General features: G+C 49.8%; 18 protein-coding genes. 4 read left to right on the top strand and 14 right to left on the bottom strand.

What is annotated here, in order from left to right; genetic code table 11:
• Positions 1-28: 28 nt before the first annotated feature.
• From ABU165_RS20785 to hprK, 14 genes are all read right to left on the bottom strand, one after another.
• Positions 29-1,528: a tetratricopeptide repeat protein gene (locus tag ABU165_RS20785; RefSeq protein WP_022544381.1), complete on the bottom strand. Its 1,500-nt coding sequence runs from the start codon at positions 1,526-1,528 to the stop codon at positions 29-31.
• Between the two features lie 472 nt (positions 1,529-2,000).
• Positions 2,001-2,636 carry a bifunctional phosphoribosyl-AMP cyclohydrolase/phosphoribosyl-ATP diphosphatase HisIE gene (hisIE, locus tag ABU165_RS20780; protein ID WP_318060812.1) on the bottom strand — a complete coding sequence of 212 codons (636 nt, stop codon included), beginning with the start codon at positions 2,634-2,636 and terminating at the stop codon, positions 2,001-2,003.
• Positions 2,633-3,391 carry an imidazole glycerol phosphate synthase subunit HisF gene (hisF, locus tag ABU165_RS20775; RefSeq protein WP_318060813.1) on the bottom strand — a complete coding sequence of 253 codons (759 nt, stop codon included), beginning with the start codon at positions 3,389-3,391 and terminating at the stop codon, positions 2,633-2,635. Before hisF ends, hisIE begins: the two co-directional genes overlap by 4 nt.
• Positions 3,391-4,122 carry a 1-(5-phosphoribosyl)-5-[(5-phosphoribosylamino)methylideneamino]imidazole-4-carboxamide isomerase gene (gene hisA, locus ABU165_RS20770; RefSeq protein ID WP_318060814.1) on the bottom strand — a complete coding sequence of 244 codons (732 nt, stop codon included), beginning with the start codon at positions 4,120-4,122 and terminating at the stop codon, positions 3,391-3,393. Before hisA ends, hisF begins: the two co-directional genes overlap by 1 nt.
• Positions 4,119-4,757: an imidazole glycerol phosphate synthase subunit HisH gene (gene hisH, locus ABU165_RS20765; RefSeq protein ID WP_318060815.1), complete on the bottom strand. Its 639-nt coding sequence runs from the start codon at positions 4,755-4,757 to the stop codon at positions 4,119-4,121. The genes hisA and hisH overlap by 4 nt, the downstream gene beginning before the upstream one ends.
• Position 4,758: 1 nt before the next feature.
• Entirely contained in the window at positions 4,759-5,346 is a 588-nt protein-coding gene (hisB, locus tag ABU165_RS20760) for an imidazoleglycerol-phosphate dehydratase HisB (protein ID WP_094768519.1), read from the bottom strand.
• Positions 5,347-6,627 (bottom strand): histidinol dehydrogenase, encoded by a 1,281-nt coding sequence (gene hisD, locus ABU165_RS20755; RefSeq protein ID WP_248138645.1) that lies wholly within the window; start codon positions 6,625-6,627, stop codon positions 5,347-5,349.
• A gap of 27 nt (positions 6,628-6,654) precedes the next feature.
• Positions 6,655-7,296, bottom strand: a complete 642-nt coding sequence (hisG, locus tag ABU165_RS20750) for an ATP phosphoribosyltransferase (protein ID WP_009793053.1) — start codon at positions 7,294-7,296, stop codon at positions 6,655-6,657.
• Positions 7,293-8,477, bottom strand: a complete 1,185-nt coding sequence (locus tag ABU165_RS20745; protein WP_022544382.1) for an ATP phosphoribosyltransferase regulatory subunit — start codon at positions 8,475-8,477, stop codon at positions 7,293-7,295. The genes hisG and ABU165_RS20745 overlap by 4 nt, the downstream gene beginning before the upstream one ends.
• A gap of 404 nt (positions 8,478-8,881) precedes the next feature.
• Entirely contained in the window at positions 8,882-9,415 is a 534-nt protein-coding gene (locus ABU165_RS20740) for an acyltransferase (protein WP_009793051.1), read from the bottom strand.
• Positions 9,412-10,065 carry a pyrophosphatase PpaX gene (gene ppaX / locus ABU165_RS20735; protein ID WP_009793050.1) on the bottom strand — a complete coding sequence of 218 codons (654 nt, stop codon included), beginning with the start codon at positions 10,063-10,065 and terminating at the stop codon, positions 9,412-9,414. Before ppaX ends, ABU165_RS20740 begins: the two co-directional genes overlap by 4 nt.
• The gene (locus tag ABU165_RS20730; RefSeq protein ID WP_148949644.1) at positions 10,062-11,009 is read right to left on the bottom strand and encodes a nucleoside recognition domain-containing protein; all 948 of its coding nucleotides are present in this window, start codon (positions 11,007-11,009) and stop codon (positions 10,062-10,064) included. Before ABU165_RS20730 ends, ppaX begins: the two co-directional genes overlap by 4 nt.
• Before the next feature lie 34 nt (positions 11,010-11,043).
• Complete coding sequence (lgt, locus tag ABU165_RS20725) at positions 11,044-11,862, bottom strand: prolipoprotein diacylglyceryl transferase (RefSeq protein ID WP_318060816.1); 819 nt, start codon at positions 11,860-11,862, stop codon at positions 11,044-11,046.
• A 57-nt stretch (positions 11,863-11,919) separates the two neighbouring features.
• Positions 11,920-12,849 (bottom strand): HPr(Ser) kinase/phosphatase, encoded by a 930-nt coding sequence (gene hprK / locus ABU165_RS20720; protein WP_009793047.1) that lies wholly within the window; start codon positions 12,847-12,849, stop codon positions 11,920-11,922.
• A gap of 247 nt (positions 12,850-13,096) precedes the next feature.
• Here hprK and nagA point away from each other — a divergent pair, with 247 nt between their 5' ends.
• The 4 genes from nagA (at position 13,097) to ABU165_RS20700 (ending at position 16,976) form a co-directional block, all read left to right on the top strand.
• A complete protein-coding gene (gene nagA, locus ABU165_RS20715) occupies positions 13,097-14,272 on the top strand; it encodes an N-acetylglucosamine-6-phosphate deacetylase (RefSeq protein ID WP_318060817.1) in 1,176 nt (391 codons plus the stop codon).
• Positions 14,272-14,997 carry a glucosamine-6-phosphate deaminase gene (gene nagB / locus ABU165_RS20710; RefSeq protein ID WP_022544385.1) on the top strand — a complete coding sequence of 242 codons (726 nt, stop codon included), beginning with the start codon at positions 14,272-14,274 and terminating at the stop codon, positions 14,995-14,997. Before nagA ends, nagB begins: the two co-directional genes overlap by 1 nt.
• Positions 14,998-15,009: 12 nt before the next feature.
• On the top strand, positions 15,010-15,735 hold the full coding sequence (locus ABU165_RS20705) for a GntR family transcriptional regulator (protein ID WP_311225611.1): 726 nt from the start codon (positions 15,010-15,012) through the stop codon (positions 15,733-15,735).
• Between the two features lie 587 nt (positions 15,736-16,322).
• A complete protein-coding gene (locus ABU165_RS20700; protein ID WP_318060818.1) occupies positions 16,323-16,976 on the top strand; it encodes an N-acetylmuramoyl-L-alanine amidase in 654 nt (217 codons plus the stop codon).
• The last annotated feature ends 241 nt before the right edge of the window (positions 16,977-17,217 follow it).

Raw genomic sequence — 17,217 nt, 5'->3', positions numbered from 1 at the left:
ACAATAAGGAAACAGTCCAAGAATCTGCTCATTTCAGAAAGCTGCTGACTGATTTTATATACTTTTGCAGCGTGGAAGCAGAAAGTCCGTACTGTGCTGCGACGCTTTGCTGCGAGACTTTTTCACTGCGCTGCTTTCTCCAGACATATTCCACGGCACCGGCCCATGCTTTTGCATTCCTGGCAAGGAGCCCCTGGCCTTCGGCTTCATTGAAGACAGTAAACCATGCCAGGTACAATCCGGCTTCAACCGTTCCGATCGGCTTGTGGTGTTTGTATAAGAGCTCTGCCGTTTCATGGGCAATATTCACACTGTTTTTTTCTGGTGCGCCCTTTTCAATCAATGATGCATATTCCCTGTCAACGCTGTTGAATTTCGGATTCTGCTTAACATCCTTGCTTGCAAGGATCTCATCTTTGCTGCCTGATTTTGAAGCAAGGAAAAGAGCAAATAAGCGTTCCTCCGCATATTCACTGTTCATTTTTTTATAGATGGAATCCAGATGGTCCTCGAAACCCGCTGTTTCCGGCTTATCTTCATTCCATGGTTCAAGGCCCGCCTTCTCAGGGCTGTATTCCAGCACCCGTTTCCAGAAGTTCCTGGCCTGGTCCTCTTTCCCCGTAAAGTAGGAAGAATAAGAAAGCCAGTAATAAAAGGCGCCATCCCCCTCGTAGCCTGACTTGTGAAGCTTGCGCAGCCACTTGTAGGCAGGCTCATATTCACCGACAAGCGCGAAGGTGGCCCCCAGCTTGAACTGGTGATCGATCAAAAGCGGCTGAATTTTTTTCAGCGTTTCAATTAAAGCCTTTACCTCTTCAAGATCATGCTGATAGTAGGCAAACACAAGCTTATTGCAGAGCGCATGAAGATTGCCCTGGTTGCGTACAAGCACCTCGTCAAGGATATCGTTCGCCTTGTTCACTTCTCCCAGGTAAAAATGGGCAAGCGCCAGGTTATTGTAGGCTGACCAATATTCCGGATAATCCTCAATCACCGTGCTCAAAATTTCCACTGCTTTCGGGAAATGCCCTGATTCAAGAAGCTCTCTTGCCTGCTCCTGCTTGGTGATCAGGTCGTCCTGCTCATACAGCTCTTCATCCAGATCTTCTGCTTCCAGTGTCAAAAGTTCCAAAAGATCTTCCGTATCCTCAATGAACTCTCCATCAGGCTCGAGCTCCAAATACGTATTGGCATGCTGGTAAGCATCCTTGAAGAATCCCAGGTGGGCATAATTATTGGCAAGGAAGTAATGGCATTCAGCCATTTCCTCGTCAAGCTCCTCCAGGACAAGATGCAGCAGCTTATTCGACTTCTGGTATTCATTCAATTCTGTATACACGATCGCCAGCTGGCAGGCAATCATTGGCTCGCCCGGCTCCAGCTGCATCGCACGCTGCAGATATTTGCTTGCTTTATGAAAATCCCGGCGGTGAAAGGATTTGATCCCTTTTGAAAAATAATACTCGCCAGTCGGGATGAATGTAAGTAGTTTCCCCATCGGTTGTCTTGCTTTTGAGTCTTTGCTCATGTAATCCCTCATCTCTAGGCAGCAGGCCAATCACTCGCACACCTGCGCCAGCCTTAACTACAGTAGTATATCACATGTGCAAGCCGCCGGAGAAGAGCAGAATGAGATTAGTATTTTTCGGGAAACAGAATTGTGGCCATGAGTTTAAAAGCGTATCTGCAGGTGGAGTTTTCCTGCCCATCATGGCATTCAGTTGGTTTACCTACGGCAATTCCGGCGGTTCTCGAGGAAATTCTTGGATTCTTTCACAGTATCTGCTGAATTTCCGCACTGTTCTGCTTAACCTAAGCATGTTACAGCATAATTCTGCCGTGATTCTACCTAGAACAGCCGTTATTCAACCCTAATCCCGCACGATTCACCCTAGTTTTTTTGTTATTCACCCTAGTTTCCGCATGATTCACCCCTTCTTACATTTTCACCACAATTCACCAAAAAGAGGCCAGCTTAAGTGAGCTGCCCTCCTCAAAAATCAACCTTTTTCATGCCGCTCTTTCAGCACACCAAGCACTTTCTCGAATGGCAGCTTCTGCTCGCGCAATAGGACGAGCAGGTGGTAAAGCAGATCGGCGCTTTCCCATTTGAGCTCTTCCTGGTCGCGGTTTTTTGCCGCGATGATGACCTCTGCGGATTCCTCGCCAACCTTTTTCAGGATTTTATCCACACCTTTTTCAAACAGATAGGTTGTGTAGGCCCCTTCCGGACGCTCTATTTCCCGCTGCTCGATTACCCGCTCCAGCTCGGCAAGGATGCTGTAGCTGTCCTGTATACCTTCTGTCAGTTCTTCTGCTTGATAGACAGTTTCATTAAAACAGCTGACGGCACCTGTATGGCATGCAGGCCCGGCTGGCTCAACAAGCACGACGAGTGCATCCTGGTCGCAGTCATATTTGATTTCAGCGATCCTCTGCGTATTTCCGCTGGTTGCTCCTTTATGCCACAGCTCCTGGCGTGATCTGCTGTAGAACCATGTTTCGCCGCTTTCAATGGAAAGAGACAGTGATTCACTGTTCATATAGGCCAGAGTCAATACTTCCTTCGTTTTCCGGTCCTGGACCACCGCCGGAATCAGACCGTTTTCATCAAATTTCAGTTCTTCCAGATTCATCGGACCGTCACCCCTTTTTCTTTTAAAAATTGCTTTACTTCACTGACTGATGTTTCTTTATAATGGAAGATTGACGCAGCAAGGGCAGCATCAGCCTTCCCTTCTGTAAAGGCATCAGCGAAATGGGCGCTGTTGCCGGCACCTCCGGATGCGATGACCGGAACGCTGACAGCCTCGCTCACTGCTTTCGTTAATAAAAGGTCAAACCCTTTTTTCCCGCCGTCGGCATCCATGCTGGTCAGCAGGATTTCCCCGGCGCCAAGCTCAACCGCCTGCCTTGCCCATTCAATCACTTCAAGGTCCGTCTCTTTGCGGCCTCCATGAGTGTACACTCTCCAGGATCCAAGCTCAGGATCATACTTCGCATCAATTGCGACAACGATGCACTGTGACCCGAAGAAGCTTGCTCCTTCCCTGATCAGGTCCGGATTGTTTACAGCTGCTGTATTCAAGGAAACCTTGTCTGCACCTGCCCTGAGGATTCTTTTCATGTCATCAAGTGCATTGATTCCGCCGCCGACCGTGAAAGGGATGGCCAGCTCTGAAGCGACCGCCTTTACCACTTCGGTCATCGTTTTTCTGCCTTCATGTGATGCTGAGATATCAAGGAACACAAGCTCGTCAGCTCCCTGCTGATCATAAAAGCGGGCCAGCTCGACCGGATCGCCGGCATCGCGGAGCTGTACAAACTGAATTCCTTTTACAACCCGGCCTTCCTTAACATCCAGGCATGGAATGATTCGTTTTGTCAGCATCAGCGGGTCACTTCCTTCAAGGCCTGTTCAACCGTGAACCGGCCTTCATAGATGGCTTTCCCGACAATCGCGCCGGCAACACCCTCAGCCTCATTCTCCTTCAATGCTGCCAAATCAGCAAGGCTGCTTACGCCCCCTGAAGCAATGACGATTTTTCCGGTCGCTGCCGCGAGCTCCCTGACAGCATCCGCATTTGGCCCGGACAGCATCCCGTCTGTCGCGATATCGGTAAAAATAAAGGTCTCTGCTCCAGCTTCAGCAAACCGCTTCCCAAGCTCAACCGCTTTTACCTCGGAAGTATTGAGCCAGCCATGTGTCGCAACATAGCCATCCTTTGCATCAAGACCGACCGCAATTTTATCGCCGTACTTGCGGATCATTTCTATAGCAAACTCAGGATTGGAAACAGCGATGCTGCCGATGATCACACGGGAAACGCCATTATTGAGATAGTGGGCGATATCCTCCTCTGTCCGTATTCCCCCGCCTATCTGGACCTTTGCACCAAGCTCCTGCGCAGCCTTAATGACAAAAGAGTCATTCACACGCTTGCCATCTTTTGCGCCGTCAAGGTCGACCATATGTATCCATTCTGCGCCTGCATCTGCAAAAGATTTGGCCATATCGAACGGAGAATCGCCGTAAATCGTTTCCTTCTCATAATCTCCCTGCAGCAGGCGGACACATTTGCCTGCTCTCATATCAATGGCCGGATAGATTGTAAAGCTCATTGGGACCCTCCTCCTTTGCTGGCTATCGTCGTAAAATTCCGCAGCAGCTCCATGCCAAGGGAACTGCTTTTTTCCGGGTGGAACTGCATCCCGAAGACATTGTCCCTGCCGACCACAGCAGGAACTTCCCTATCATAAAAGCTTCTTGCAATGACAACATCATGATCGCCCGGCTCTGCATAATAGGAGTGGACAAAATAAACATATCCTTCTTCCACATTCTTCAGAATCGGTGAAGAGTTGATGAACTCAAGCCTGTTCCAGCCCATATGCGGGACCTTGTATTTTTCCCCTTGCTCATCTTCTCCTGGAAAACGGACAACCTTTCCAGGCAAAAGTTTCAAGCCTTCTGAATAGCCATTTTCCTCACTGCTTTCGAACAAAAGCTGCATGCCAAGGCAGATGCCGGCAAGCGGCTTGCCTGCCGCGGTATATTCCTGAATCATCCCTGTCAGCCCGGTAGCATTCAGCCGGTCCATCGCATCCTTGAAGCTGCCTACTCCAGGAAGGATCAGCCCATCCGCTTTTTTCAGCTCTTCCTGGTCTTCTGATAGAAAGTAAGGGACTTCAAGCCGCTCTAGCGCTTTGCTTACGCTGAACAGATTACCCATTCCATAATCAATGATGCCGATCATTTTATAACATCCCTTTCGTTGACGGAACTCCTTTAATTCTTGGATCGATTGTCGTCGCTTCATCAAGCGCCCTTGCAAGCGCCTTGAAAATGGCTTCGATAATATGATGTGTATTTTGGCCATAGTGGACGATCACATGCAGATTCATCCGCGCTTCAAGGGCCAGCTTCCACAGGAATTCATGGACAAGCTCTGTATCGAAGGTGCCGACCTTCTGGCTCGGGAAGTCTGCCCTGATTTCCAGGTGCGGACGGTTGCTCAGGTCGACAACAACTTGCGCTAATGCTTCATCCATCGGCACAAATGCATTTCCGTAGCGTTTGATGCCTTTTTTATCCCCTAGCGCTTCCTTTAAAACCTGGCCGAGGCAGATGCCGATATCCTCTGTTGTATGATGGTCATCCACCTCTGTGTCGCCCTTCGCATCTACTGTCAGATTGAATTGCCCGTGCTTGGCAAAAAGGTCGAGCATATGTGTCATAAATGGGACAGGCGTTTCCAGTTTGGATTGTCCTTCTCCATCAATTTCGAGGGATAGAGCTATTTGTGTTTCGTTTGTATTCCGTTCAACAGATGCCGTTCTTGCCATTTATTTTTCCTCCTTGTTATTCAGGCGCTCCTCGATTGCCCGCGCATGGGCTTCCAGGCCTTCAAGCCTGGCAAAGGCAGCGATTTTTGCTCCATTTTCCTGAAGCGATTTTTTACTATAATAAACGATGCTCGATTTTTTCTGAAAATCCTCCACATTGAGCGGACTGGAGAAACGGGCTGTCCCGTTCGTCGGCAATACATGATTCGGGCCGGCAAAATAGTCGCCGACAGGCTCAGGGCTGTATCTCCCCAGGAAGATGGCCCCAGCATGCCTAATCTGGCCGAGAAGCTCCATCGGGTTTTCCGTCAGCACTTCGAGGTGCTCAGGTGCCAGACGGTTCACCGTTTCTACGGCTTCTTCCATAGTTTCCGCCACATAAATCATACCGAAGTCTTCAATTGATTTTCCGGCAATTTCCCGGCGGGGGAGATCTGCAAGCTGCCGTTCCACCTCTTCTGCTACCTTTTCAGCGAGAATTGAGGAGGCTGTAACCAGAACACTGCAGGCCATCGGATCATGCTCTGCCTGTGACAGCAGATCTGCAGCCACTTCGTTTGCTCTCGCCGTTTCGTCGGCGAGCACGGCAATTTCGCTCGGGCCGGCAATCATATCAATATCAACATCTCCAAAGACTTCCCTTTTGGCAAGAGCTACAAAAATATTACCCGGTCCAGTAATTTTGTCTACAGGCTTAATGGATTCTGTTCCATAAGCCAATGCAGCAATGGCCTGTGCACCGCCGATTTTATAGATCTCTTCTGCTCCTGCTTCCTTAGCAGCTACAAGTACTGCAGCCGGGAGCTTTCCGTCCCGGCCTGGCGGGGAGGTGATAACGATCCTTCTGACTCCAGCCACTTTTGCCGGAATTACATTCATCAGGACAGAGGATGGATAGGCTGCAGTGCCGCCCGGAACATACAAGCCTGCTGAATCAAGGGGAGTCACCTTCTGTCCGAGCATCGTCCCATCTTCATCTGTCGTCATCCAGGATGGCCGAAGCTGCTTCTCGTGAAAGCTGCGGATATTGGCTGCGGCCTCCTTGATTACCTCGAGGATTGAAGGATCAATTGTACTGTAGGCTTCCTCTACTTCAGCAGGAGTGGCCGCGAAGGAGGAAAGCTGGATCCCGTCAAATTTTTCTGTGTAGCTGAGGACTGCCTCGTCACCATTTTTGCGCACTTCGGCAATGATGCTTTTAACAGCATTCCTTTGCTCTTCCGTACCGCTGTCAACCGATCTCTTAATAGAAATCTCTTCTGATACTCTGATGATTTTCATCCTGTTTCCCCTCCCTGAAGCAGCAAGCTATTGAGCTGCCTGTTCATTCACGACCCTGCTGAGCTTGTCGACAATCTCGCTGATGCGCTTGTCCTTGATCCGGTAGCTGACCGGATTGACAATCAGCCTGGATGTGATGCCGACGATCTGCTCGTACTCGACCAGTCCATTTTCTTTCAGTGTCCTGCCTGTTGACACGATATCGACGATCCTGTCCGACAGTCCGATCAGCGGGGCAAGTTCAATGGAGCCGTTCAGCTTGATGATTTCAACTTGTTCCCCCTGCTCGCGGAAATATGCCGCGGCCACATTCGGATATTTAGTTGCCACTTTTGGCGCCACTTCATTCATTTTTGTACCCGGAATTCCTGCTACAGCAAGATAGCAGGCACTGATTTTCAAATCAAGCAGCTCATATATATCACGCTCTTCCTCGAGCATAACGTCTTTTCCTGCTATCCCGAGGTCCGCCACCCCATGCTCCACATAGGTCGGTACGTCCATCGGCTTTGCAAGGATAAATTGAAATCTTTCTTCTTCCACATCAATGATCAGCTTGCGTGAGTCATCAAATTCGGGCGGCAGATCGAAGCCGGCCTGGCGCAGCAGCTCTGCAGCCTCCTCAAATATCCGCCCTTTCGGCATCGCAATCGTCAGCAGGTCCTTCATTGCTGCTCCTCCTTCCCGGCTTTTCCAACTAAAAAGGTAATATCATCATATTGGCTTGTGCACGCATCCAGGTTTTTGACGCCGCTGATATCCTGAAGCACAGCCTTGATCCCTGATTTCCGCATAACCTTTGCTTTTTCATATGCCTCGCGCCTGCGCTCCGAGCTAAAGATGATGCAATGGAGCGGCTCTTTTTCCCCTGCTCCGCCTAGAGCTTCAAGCAGGCGGTCAAGCCGGATGGCAAAGCCGGTCGCCCCTGAAGATTTTCCGAACTTTTTCAGCAGAAGGTCATAGCGGCCCCCATTGCCGATCGGAAAGCCGACATTCCCTGCGTATACTTCAAATAAGATTCCGGTGTAATAGCTCATATGGCTGACAAGCGTCAGATCAAGCTTGATTTTTTCACCTTCGCCAAAATCGGCCATCGTGTCCCACAGACGTTCAAGCTGGACGATCGCTTCCCTGCCCTTATTATTTTCAATCAGGCTGAACGCCTGCTCAATCGCTTCACGGCCGCCCCTGAGCTGAAGGAAATCCAGGAGGCGCTGCTTATCTATAGAAGATAGCGGGAGATTCTTCACATGCTCCCGGTACCCGACATAATTTTTTTCATAAAGAAATCTCGTTAATTCATTGGCCCTTTCTTCTGTTCCAAGAACCTGGCGGAAAAACTCCTGTACAAAGCCGATATGGCCGACAGACAGCTGGAAGTCCTCCAGCCCCGCTTTTTTCAGCGAGCTGATGAGGAGAGCCAGGCCTTCGCCATCCGCGCTGATTGAATCATCGCCAATCAGCTCGACGCCGATCTGTTCAAATTCAGCCGGGCGGCCGCCTTCTCTCTGCTGGGCCCGGTATACATTGGCTGAATAGGCGAGTCTCAATGGAAGATCTTCTTTCAAAAGCCTGGATGCAGCCACCCGGGCAATCGGGGCTGTCATATCCGGCCGGAGCACAAGAGTATGGCCCTGCTGGTCCAGGAGCTTGAACAGCTGCTGATCAAGTGTCGCCGAAGCCGAACCGACGGTTTCATAATATTCTAGCGCCGGTGTTTCCATAAATTGATAGCCCCAGCTCTTCATCTCCTCTTCAATGGAAGAGCGGACCCTGCTTTTTGTTTCATATATTTCAGGCAATGTATCACGCATGCCTAATGGCTTTTCAAACATAAATAAACGGCTCATCGTATTCCACCTCTAAATCAAAAGTTCCGAATCCTTTAGTTCGCTAATATGTTATCGAATTGAAGTTAATAGTAGTTTATCGCTGTTTCCAGCATGCGTCAACCATTAATGCTTATTTTCTGAAAATCGGGGGGATGTATCCGTGGAAAAGCTTTTGAGGCAGTTGAGTACTGGGCTTGGAACCGGTATATGCAGGGGTTCTATGGTTTATATTTGCGGGATTTTTGTTTTATTTGCGGGAATCTGATTATATTTGCGGGTTTTAAGTTTTATTTGCGAGTTTCCAATTTTATTTGCGGCTTTTCCGATATATTAGCAAGTTCCCCTTTTTGCAGCTTTCACGATTTACCTGTCCCCTCCTCCTATCAAAAAAGCTCCATCAACCGAAGTTAATGGAGCTTTTCTCACTCAGCCTGGCCGTAGATCGGATCATCCTGCCAGCGCTTTTGCAGTTCTTCTTTTGTATAAATGACGCGCATCGGGTTTCCCCCGACGAAACTGCCGGGCGGGACGTCCTTGTGGACAAGGGTGCCGGCGGAGACGATCGCACCGTCGCCGATCGTGATTCCGGGCAGCAGAGTTGAGTTGGCGCCGATCATGACCTCGCTGCCGATTTTCACCTCACCGAGGCGGTATTCGCGGATTAAATATTCGTGCGCCAGGATGGTCGTGTTATAGCCGATGACCGTGTTGCGTCCGACGCTTATTTTTTCCGGGAACATCACATCCAGCATGACCATAAGCGCGAACGAAGTCTGATCGCCGACCTTCATTTTCAGGAATGTACGGTACAGCCAGTTTTTCAATCCGAGAAAAGGGGTGTACCGGGCCAGCTGTATGACGATGAAATTTTTTACAACCTTCGCAAACGGGACCGTTTTGTACACATGCCAGAGAGAATTGGCGCCCTCAACCGGATGCCTGACTGTCTTCCTCATCCTTTATAATCCTCCAGGATATCAAGGAGGTCAGCCATATTCTCCAGCATAAAATCAGGCTTATACTGCATCAGATGCTCCCTGCCCTTAGCAGACCAGGCGACAGCGGCTGATTTGGTGCCTGCATTATGCCCGGCAAGGATATCATGGTGGTTATCCCCCACCATGATAGCTTCCTCCGGACGGGAGCCGAGGAGCTCAAGCGCCTTGTAAATCGGCTCCGGATCAGGCTTAGCTTTTTCAACATGGTCCAGTGCCACAACAACTTCAAAGAACTGGTCCAGATTCGTCAGCTTCAGCCCTTTTTCCACGACTGGCATAACCTTCGTCGTAACAATCCCAAGCTTGTAGCCTGATTCCTTCAGGGTCCTGACTGTATCAAACACACCATCAAACTCTTTGACAAGCACATCATGGTTCGCAAGATTGAACTCGCGGTATTTGCCGATCATCTCTTCAACCCGGCTTTCATCAATGCCGGCAAAAGTCTCATGCAGGGTCGGACCCATGAACGGAAGCACATCCTCCCGCTTGTATTTGTTCGGATAATACGCTTCAAGCGTGTGGAGGAATGAGCTGATGATCAGTTCATTTGTATCAATCAATGTTCCGTCCAGATCAAATAAAATCGTGTTTATGTTTTCGTTCACAAAGCAGCTTCCTTTCTATTGCTGGCCACTTGGGAACGGCGGTTCCAGAAAAAGGCGACCGCCAATGTCAGTACAATGGCTGTGCCAAGGCGTATCAGGAGCAGCGGCAGCACCGGAATGCCCAGCGGGAGGAAAATAAGTGTATCTTCGATTACCGCATGGCATGCGACCAGGAAGATGAACGCGATGGTTACATCCTTCCTGCTGACTCCGTCCTCTTTGACAGCCTGTATCATGACTCCCGCCCCGTATGCCAGGCCAAAAATCAGGCCGGCAGCCAAAGTGGTCGAGGTATTCTCTTTCATTCCCAGCGCCCTTGTTGCAGGCGCCATCCATTTTGAAAAAACATCCAGCCATTTCAAGTCTTTCAGCAGCTGTATCCCAATCATCAGCGGAATGACGATGATGGCGAGCTGCAGAATCCCGAGACCCGCCTTGGTTACCGCTTCTAGAAGAATGGCAGCAACACCTGATGCCTGTTCTTCCTTGGCCGGGATCAGGCCGTACTGTGCAAGCTCGGAGCCGCCGCGCCATACCAGATTGATCACCACGGCAGACAGGATGGCCAGGCCGAAACGTACAGCCAGGATAATCCAGAGCTTAACACCCACCTTGAGCGCCACACCGGATTCAATCAGGATATTATGCGAGAAGGACAGCATAACCGCAATGATGAATACTTCCTTCACCGAAAGATCCAATGTCAGGATGGCCCCGATGGCTGCGTACAGATTCAGGAAGTTCCCGAGCACAAGCGGAATGGCGGCATCACCGGATAGTCCAAGCAGTCCCATCAGCGGCGTTATCACCTTAATGACCCAGGGAAGCACAGGCGTATATTGAAGCAGCGCAACGATCAGCGTGACAGGGAAAATGATTTTCCCCAGTGACCATGTCGTTTTAAGCCCTGCAGCTAATCCTCGTTTGAGCGTGCCGAACAGCATGTTTCTCTCTCCCCTTTGTTTTTATACTATGAGCTTAAGCACTCCTATCCAAATACCTTTTATCTGCATAACCCTTTGTTCTTCTGATAACGATGAGCACTATGGCCCCGATGACCAGGACGATGGATATAAACTGCGCCATGCGGAGACTCTCAGTCAGCATCAGGCTGTCCGTCCTCATCCCTTCAACGAAAAAGCGGCCGATGCTGTACCAGATCACATACGTAAGGAAAAGCTCGCCCCTGCGCAAATTTACTCTTCTTAAAGACAGCAGGATAACAAATCCGGCTATATTCCATACTGATTCATACAGGAAGGTCGGGTGGTAATACGTTCCGTTTATGTACATCTGATTTATGATGAACTCCGGAAGATGAAGATTTTCCAAAAACGCACGTGTCACTTCACGGCCATGTGCTTCCTGATTCATAAAGTTGCCCCAGCGGCCGATGGCCTGGCCAAGGATGATGCTCGGCGCGGTGATGTCAGCCAGCTGCCAGAAAGAAATGCCTTTTTTCTTCGCAAAAACATACGCAGTGATGACTGAGCCGATCAGTGCCCCGTGTATAGCGATTCCGCCATGCCAGATCTTTATGATTTCGGCAGGGTTTTGTGCATAATAGTCCCATTCAAAAATGACATAATACAGCCTTGCAGACAAAATTGCGATCGGAATCGCCCACAGCATCAGATCAGCAAACAATTCCTTCTGCAGCCCGCGCTTTTCCCCTTCGCGCATGGCCAGCCATAAAGCAAGCGCAATCCCCGTACCGATGATCAGCCCGTACCAGTGAACCTGGATGGGACCGAGCGAAAAAGCAATCGGATCAAGCGGCTGGATATTTTCTTCCATAATCATTCTCCTTTTTGCAGAATCCCCTTACAGAAACTCTCTATTTATTTGGGTATACTAGTCGTTGTCCCCGTCCTCGATCACATCAGAAAGGCGGCTTGTAAATTGTTCTGCGGCATTGACGCCCATTCGCTTCAAGCGGAAATTCATCGCCGCCACTTCAATGATGACAGCCAGGTTCCGCCCCGGACGGACCGGGATGGTCAGCCTTGTGATATCTGTGTCAATGATCTTCATTTTCTCTTCATCAAGGCCAAGACGGTCATATTGTTTTTTCTGATCCCACAGCTCAAGATTCATAACGAGGGAAATGCGTTTATTGCTGCGGACAGCACCTGCACCGAACAAGGTCATCACATTAATGATGCCCAGTCCCCTGATTTCAAGCAAGTGCTCAATCAGTTCCGGCGAAGTACCGACAAGATAATCTTCATCTTCCTGGCGGATTTCCACGCAGTCGTCAGCAACAAGGCGGTGGCCTCTTTTCACAAGCTCAAGGGCCGTTTCACTTTTACCGACGCCGCTCTTGCCCGTAATGAGCACGCCAACTCCGTATATATCGACTAGCACGCCATGCACTGCGGTCGTCGGGGCCAGCTTGCTTTCAAGGAAATTTGTCAAAAGGCCGGAGAACCTCGTCGTTTTCTGCTTGGAACGCATGACAGGCACCGCTTCCCTTTCCGAAGCCTCAATCAGCCCTTCCGGCACTTCCATATCCCTTGTAATGATGATGCCTGGCGTGATATCAGTGCAGAGGGATTCCATCCTGTTTTGCCTGTCTGCATCACTCAGCTTTTCCGCAAAGCTCATCTCTGTCTTCCCTATAAGCTGGATGCGCTCTGCAGGGTAATAGTCGAAAAAGCCCGCCATTTCAAGCCCGGGTCTGGAAATATCACTGGTTGTAATCGGACGGCTGATCCCTTCCTCCCCGCTGATCAGCTCTAAATTAAATTTCTCAATGATGTCTTTTGTTCGCACTTTTGCCACGCTGTTGTCCTCCTTTTGCGGAATGCGCCTGATAAGGTCTATTATAATGAATGGTTTCTTTCGATTGGAGAAACTAGACAATAAAGTTTCATCTTATTGTAGCATTTTTCCCCGCAGAACCAAATTGTGCTATCTGATTTTTTCAAAAACCTTTACATAAAGGATACAAAATTGGTATAGACAACTATATGTGTTTATTTTATCATGGAAATATAAAATATCAGGATTCAGAACGGAGATGTGAGGCATGAGTTCCCTACTTTTAAAAAACAGCAGAGTGCTGACAGAGGATGGAATAATTGATAAAGGATATATATTGGTTGAAGACGGCAAGATTAAAAGCTTCGGCCCGGCGGATGAGCTTGGCGGCCAGTCTGCAGACAAGACGATAGAGCTGGATGCCGGTGCAACCCTGGCGCCGGGCTTTATCGACCTTCATATCCACGGTGCAGGCGGGGCCGATACGATGGACAGCACACCTGAAGCATTACAGACAATAGCCCGGACCCTTCCCGCCGAAGGGACGACAAGCTTCCTCGCGACCACCATTACACAGGAAAGATCCTTGATCGAAAAGGCATTGGCAAATGCAGCGGCATACAAGCCGGAAGGTTTTGAGGCCGAAATGCTCGGCATCCACCTGGAAGGCCCATTCATCAACGAAAAACGAAAAGGCGCCCAGCCGCTCGAGCATATCCTGAAAAGTGATGTCGAGTTATTCAAGGCTTGGCAGGAAAAATCCGGACAGCTGATCAGGCTCATCACCCTTGCACCTGAACTCGAGGGCGGAAAAGAGCTGGTCCGCCATCTGGCCGAAACAGGCGTTATCGCTTCCATCGGGCATTCCGATGCTGACTATGAAGAAGTCAGGGAGGCTGTCGAAGCAGGTGCGACCCATGTAACCCACCTGTTCAATGGCATGAAGGGACTTCATCACCGTGAACCAGGCACAGCAGGCGCAGCTCTCCTCTTCAAAGAACTGATCGTGGAAATGATTGCAGATGGAGTCCATGTGCGTCCAGAAATGATCAAACTTGCATTGAACAGCAAAGGCATGGACGGAATGGTGCTGATCACCGACTCAATGAGGGCAAAATGCCTGAAAAACGGCACCTATGATCTCGGCGGCCAGGATGTTACTGTCAAGGATGGGATGGCCTTGCTTGAGGACGGCACACTGGCGGGAAGCATCCTGAGAATGAAAGACTCTGTTAAAAATATGACCAAGTTCGCGGATATCACATTGGCTGAGGCAGTCAAGCTCGCCAGCGAAAATCCGGCAAAGCAGCTGAAAGTATTCGACCGCAAAGGCAGCATTGCAGAAGGAAAAGATGCCGATCTTACTGTACTGAACGAAAACATGGACATCGTACTGACGATCTGCCGCGGAAAAGTCGCATATAATCATTTGGAGGTAGAATGATGAAAATCGTCCAAGCAAAAAACTACCAGGATATGAGCTCGATTGCCTGCCAGATCATCCTGGAAAAAATCAAATCGGCTCCTTCCCTCACACTGGGCCTTGCAACCGGCAGCACACCGAAAGGGCTTTATGATTGCTTAGCAGCAGATTATAAGGAAAACCGGACTTCTTATAAAAATATCCATACCGCCAATCTTGATGAATATATCGGCCTCCCGAAGGAAGATAAAAACAGCTATCATACCTTCATGAATGAAAACCTGTTCAAGCATATCGATATACCTTTGAGCCAGACTTATATTCCGAATGGCCTGGCTGCTGACCTGACAGAGGAATGCAGGCGCTATGACAGGCAGATCAAAATGCTTGGCGGAATTGACCTTCAGGTGCTTGGCATCGGCCAGAACGGCCATATCGGCTTCAACGAACCAGGAACCCCCTTTTCAAGCAGGACCCATGTCGTAGACCTTGATAAAAGCACAATCGAAGCAAACAGCCGATTTTTCTCCAGCATAGAAGAAGTTCCGAACCAGGCCATCACAATGGGCATTGCCTCTATCCTGGACAGCAGGGAAATCCTGCTGCTTGCTTCCGGAAAATCAAAGGCCGAAGCCGTCTATCACCTATTGAACGGAAAGCCGGATGAAAAATTCCCTGCCTCCGCCCTCCAGCTGCATCCGCAAGTGACAATCGTGGCTGACGCAGAGGCACTGCAAAAGGTATAAGGAGACATTCATATGATTGATAAAAATTCACCGATCCCCATCTATCATCAGCTGGAAGAACAGCTGAAAAAGCAGATCAGGGAAGGCCTCCTGCAGGAAGAAGAAGCCATCCCATCTGAACGGGAATATGCCGAGCAGTTCCAGATCAGCAGGATGACCGTCAGGCAGGCCATCAGCAATCTTGTGAGGGAAGGCCTCCTATATCGGGAAAAAGGCCGCGGCACATTCGTCAACAAACAAAAAGTAGAGCAGGAGCTTCAGGGGCTAACAAGTTTCACGGAGGATATGCAGATGCGCGGGATGAAGCCGAGCAGCCGCACCCTTTCCTTTCAGACACTGCCGGCTCCAGGCGGCATAGCATCACGCCTCCAGATTGCCGAGGGCAGCCCAGTCTATGAAATCTCCAGGATCCGCCTGGCCGACGGACTCCCCATGGCACTGGAAACCAACTATATCCCTGAAGCGCTCATGCCCGGCCTGACCGAAGAGGACCTGGGCCATTCCCTTTACGAATACGCTGAAAAACGCCTATCCCTGTCCATTGCAGAAGCAGAACAGGAAATCGAAGCAGCCGGCGCCAAAAACCGGGAGGCAGGACTTCTCTCCATACAAGAAGGCTCCCCCATCCTCCTCATCCTCCGCACAACCCGGCTCTCCGACGGTACCCCCTTCGAATTCGTCCAATCGGCATACCGTGCTGACAGGTATAAATTTATTCATACAATGCGGAGGGTGTGAGGGTTCAGCGGTTATTAAATCAGTATAGAATGGGGAGGATGTGCTTCTTCATGGGGGCGGGTTAAGTTACTCAACTCGGAATGCTGTCATATTTAAGGGAGTTTAAGGGAGCCTTTGAAAGCAGCTTTAGGTTGCCCAATCAATTTCAGAAGCTCTGTTGATCGGAGTGGAAGGCACGTAGACTCCTGCGGGAAATAGCGGAAAAGTTGAGACCCCACAGCGCGCAGCGCGAGGAGGCTCAACTCCGCCCCGCGGAAAGCGAAGTGCCTGCAGCGCAGATCAACAGCCCCATTCAAAGAGAGCTAAGGTCTCCCTTTTGCTAATGCAAATAAATTCTAAAAACCCTGTTGATCGGAGTGGAAGGCACGAAGACTCCTGCGGGATTGCAGCGGCAAAGCTGACACCCCGCAAGAGCTCGCTCTGAGGAGGCTCAGCGCCGCGGAAAGTGAAGTGCCTGGAACGCAGATCAACAGACTACATCCAAAGAACCAAACTACATAGTTCCTAAAATTTTTTCTCCCTCACCATGTCCTAAATCCCCATTTCTCCCTATATAGTAAATGAACAAATCATTAGGAGGGAAACAAATGAAAATCATACTCGACGCAGGACACGGCTACGAAACCCCTGGAAAAAGAAGCCCCGACGGCTTCAGAGAATACGAATTCAACCGCCAGGCCGCCCACCACTGCCGCAAACTCCTCGAACAGGCCGGATTAACCGTCATGGACACTCATTCCGACGAATGGGACATCCCATTATCCGAAAGAACCGGAATAGCCAACCGCTGGAAAGCAGACTGCTATGTCTCCATCCACGCCAACGCCTACGGAACAGGCTGGAACAGCGCAAACGGAATCGAAACATACGTCCACACCTCCCGCCCTGCAGAAGCAGTAAAGCTAGCCCAATCCGTCCAGGCACAGCTCGTAAAAGAAACCGGCCTGGCCGACCGCGGAGTCAAAACTGCGGACTTCCATGTACTAAGAAAAACCACCATGACAGCCATCCTCATCGAATGCGGATTCATGACCAATAAAACAGAATGCAGTCTGCTGCAATCCAAAGAATACCAGCAGCTCTGCGGAGAAACCATCGGCATGGCACTCCTATCATTTTACAAACCAGCCGGCGGCCTCTACAGAGTCCAGGCCGGAGCCTTCTCCCAACTAAAAAACGCCCAATCCCTCGCCGGAAGACTAAGAGAAAACGGGGTACCGGCTTATATTACTTACTCCTGAGAATAAAAAAAGAGCGGTCACCGCATAAAGTGATCCGCTCATTTTTATAGACAAAAGTGCATGGTATATAATCTTCCGCCCTCAGCCGATTTAATTAATCCTACTGGCCTTTTTTTGGAATTAGTAAACTAGCCTAATCTCTAGGACACAAAAAACTTTAGAAACCCTGTTGATCGGAGTGGAAGGCACGTAGACTCCTGCGGGAAATAGCGGAAAAGTTGAGACCCCACAGCGCGCAGCG

Origin of the sequence: Cytobacillus sp. T106 (genome assembly GCF_040492155.1) — a bacterium.
Taxonomy (GTDB): domain Bacteria; phylum Bacillota; class Bacilli; order Bacillales; family Cytobacillaceae; genus Bacillus_AB; species Bacillus_AB infantis.
This window is presented reverse-complemented; position numbering and strand designations above follow the sequence as displayed.

What these genes read in the sequence shown, in the direction of transcription:
- ABU165_RS20785 (WP_022544381.1), bottom strand. Translation starts at nt 1,528, where the DNA reads ATGAGCAAAGACTCAAAAGCAAGACAACCGATGGGGAAACTACTTACA.
- hisIE (WP_318060812.1), bottom strand. Translation starts at nt 2,636, where the DNA reads ATGAATCTGGAAGAACTGAAATTTGATGAAAACGGTCTGATTCCGGCG.
- hisF (WP_318060813.1), bottom strand. Translation starts at nt 3,391, where the DNA reads ATGCTGACAAAACGAATCATTCCATGCCTGGATGTTAAGGAAGGCCGG.
- hisA (WP_318060814.1), bottom strand. Translation starts at nt 4,122, where the DNA reads ATGAGCTTTACAATCTATCCGGCCATTGATATGAGAGCAGGCAAATGT.
- hisH (WP_318060815.1), bottom strand. Translation starts at nt 4,757, where the DNA reads ATGATCGGCATCATTGATTATGGAATGGGTAATCTGTTCAGCGTAAGC.
- hisB (WP_094768519.1), bottom strand. Translation starts at nt 5,346, where the DNA reads ATGGCAAGAACGGCATCTGTTGAACGGAATACAAACGAAACACAAATA.
- hisD (WP_248138645.1), bottom strand. Translation starts at nt 6,627, where the DNA reads ATGAAAATCATCAGAGTATCAGAAGAGATTTCTATTAAGAGATCGGTT.
- hisG (WP_009793053.1), bottom strand. Translation starts at nt 7,296, where the DNA reads ATGAAGGACCTGCTGACGATTGCGATGCCGAAAGGGCGGATATTTGAG.
- ABU165_RS20745 (WP_022544382.1), bottom strand. Translation starts at nt 8,477, where the DNA reads ATGAGCCGTTTATTTATGTTTGAAAAGCCATTAGGCATGCGTGATACA.
- ABU165_RS20740 (WP_009793051.1), bottom strand. Translation starts at nt 9,415, where the DNA reads ATGAGGAAGACAGTCAGGCATCCGGTTGAGGGCGCCAATTCTCTCTGG.
- ABU165_RS20730 (WP_148949644.1), bottom strand. Translation starts at nt 11,009, where the DNA reads ATGCTGTTCGGCACGCTCAAACGAGGATTAGCTGCAGGGCTTAAAACG.
- lgt (WP_318060816.1), bottom strand. Translation starts at nt 11,862, where the DNA reads ATGGAAGAAAATATCCAGCCGCTTGATCCGATTGCTTTTTCGCTCGGT.
- nagA (WP_318060817.1), top strand. Translation starts at nt 13,097, where the DNA reads ATGAGTTCCCTACTTTTAAAAAACAGCAGAGTGCTGACAGAGGATGGA.
- nagB (WP_022544385.1), top strand. Translation starts at nt 14,272, where the DNA reads ATGAAAATCGTCCAAGCAAAAAACTACCAGGATATGAGCTCGATTGCC.
- ABU165_RS20705 (WP_311225611.1), top strand. Translation starts at nt 15,010, where the DNA reads ATGATTGATAAAAATTCACCGATCCCCATCTATCATCAGCTGGAAGAA.
- ABU165_RS20700 (WP_318060818.1), top strand. Translation starts at nt 16,323, where the DNA reads ATGAAAATCATACTCGACGCAGGACACGGCTACGAAACCCCTGGAAAA.